We start from the raw sequence: 1,360 nt of genomic DNA, 5'->3' as shown, positions 1-1,360 counted from the left end.
ATGCTGGTCGCCTTCGTGCTCGTCGAGCGGCGCAGCCCGAGCCCGCTGATCCGGCTCGGAGTGCTGCGCTCCGGGCCGCAGGTCCGGGCCCAGCTGGGCGCGCTGATGTTCGTCGGCAGCTACACGGGGTTCCAGTTCCTGGTCACCCTCTACATGCAGCAGGTACTGGGCTGGTCGGCCCTGCACACGGCACTGGCGTTCCTGCCGGCGGGCGCGCTGGTGGCGCTCTCCGCGACGAGGGTCGGGGCCGTCATCGACCGGTTCGGCACCGCGCGGCTGATCGTGGTCGGCTTCGCCCTGCTGACGGCCGGATACGCGCTGTTCCTCCGCGTCGACCTGCACCCGGTCTACGCGGCCGTGATCCTGCCGACCATGCTGCTGGTCGGCTCGGGCTTCGCCCTGACCTTCCCGTCGCTCAACGTCCAGGCCACCAACGGCGTGGACGAGCACGAGCAGGGCATGGTCTCGGGCCTGCTCAACACCTCGGTGCAGGTGGGCGGCGCGATCTTCCTGGCCGTCGTGACGGCGGTGGTGACCGCGCACGCCCCCGAACACGCCACCGCGCAGGCCGTGCTGGACAGCTACCGGCCCGGTCTGGTCGTGGTCACGGTCATCGCGGTCGCGGGGCTGCTGCTGTCGCTCAGCGGACTGCGCCGTTCCCGGCCGGGGCACTCCGTCGTGGTCGCCAAGTCCACCGTGACCGAGGCGCGGGAGGACCGCGTACCGGTCCGCGACTAGACCGTTCGTCACCTCACGGCCGAGCTGCCTGCGGCCTGCCGCCGCGGCTGCCCGGACGTTTGCGGTGGACGCTTCGACCGGCGGGCTGCGGGCTGCGGCTCACTGCCCGGATCCCGCGCCGCCGCACGGCTCCCCGCACCCGGTCGTGCCCACTCACCCCGGCGAGATCGTGGCCGTCATCCGCCAAGCGGTCGAAGCAACCAAGTGAAACCGAGTGCGACCCGGGCGGCATGACGGCCCAGGGCTCTTTGTCCGGGACATGGTTCTCGTACAAGGGCAGCGGTCGTTCGGCGTACCTCCGGTTCACCGGGCGCGCGGCCCGACGCACAGAACGCACGACCGGACATCAGGCACAGCAGGGAGTCACGGATGAGTACAGTCACCACGCCGGACGACACCGTCATCTTCTACAAGGACTGGGGCCCGCGGGACGGCCGGCCGATCGTCTTCCACCACGGCTGGCCGCTCAGCTCGGACGACTGGGACGCCCAGTTGCTGTTCTTCCTCTCCAAGGGGTACCGCGTCATCGCCCACGACCGCCGCGGGCACGGACGTTCCAGCCAGCCGGCGACCGGCCATGACATGGACACCTATGTCGCCGACGTCAACGTGCTGGCCGACG

At 70.9% G+C, this 1,360-nt stretch carries 2 protein-coding genes; both read left to right on the top strand.

The features are described 5' to 3' along the window. The coding region (locus tag IE312_RS38440) for an MFS transporter (protein WP_229898850.1) at positions 1 to 738 on the top strand (738 nt) is incomplete at its 5' end. A gap of 369 nt (positions 739 to 1,107) precedes the next feature. Next, positions 1,108 to 1,360: alpha/beta fold hydrolase (locus IE312_RS38435; protein WP_229898848.1), on the top strand; the 253-nt coding region annotated here is incomplete at its 3' end.

The organism is Streptomyces capoamus (assembly GCF_014654935.1).
GTDB classification, from domain to species: Bacteria; Actinomycetota; Actinomycetes; order Streptomycetales; family Streptomycetaceae; genus Streptomyces; species Streptomyces capoamus.
The sequence above is the reverse complement of the archived record's forward strand: the minus strand, read 5'-3'. Positions and strand labels throughout refer to the sequence as shown.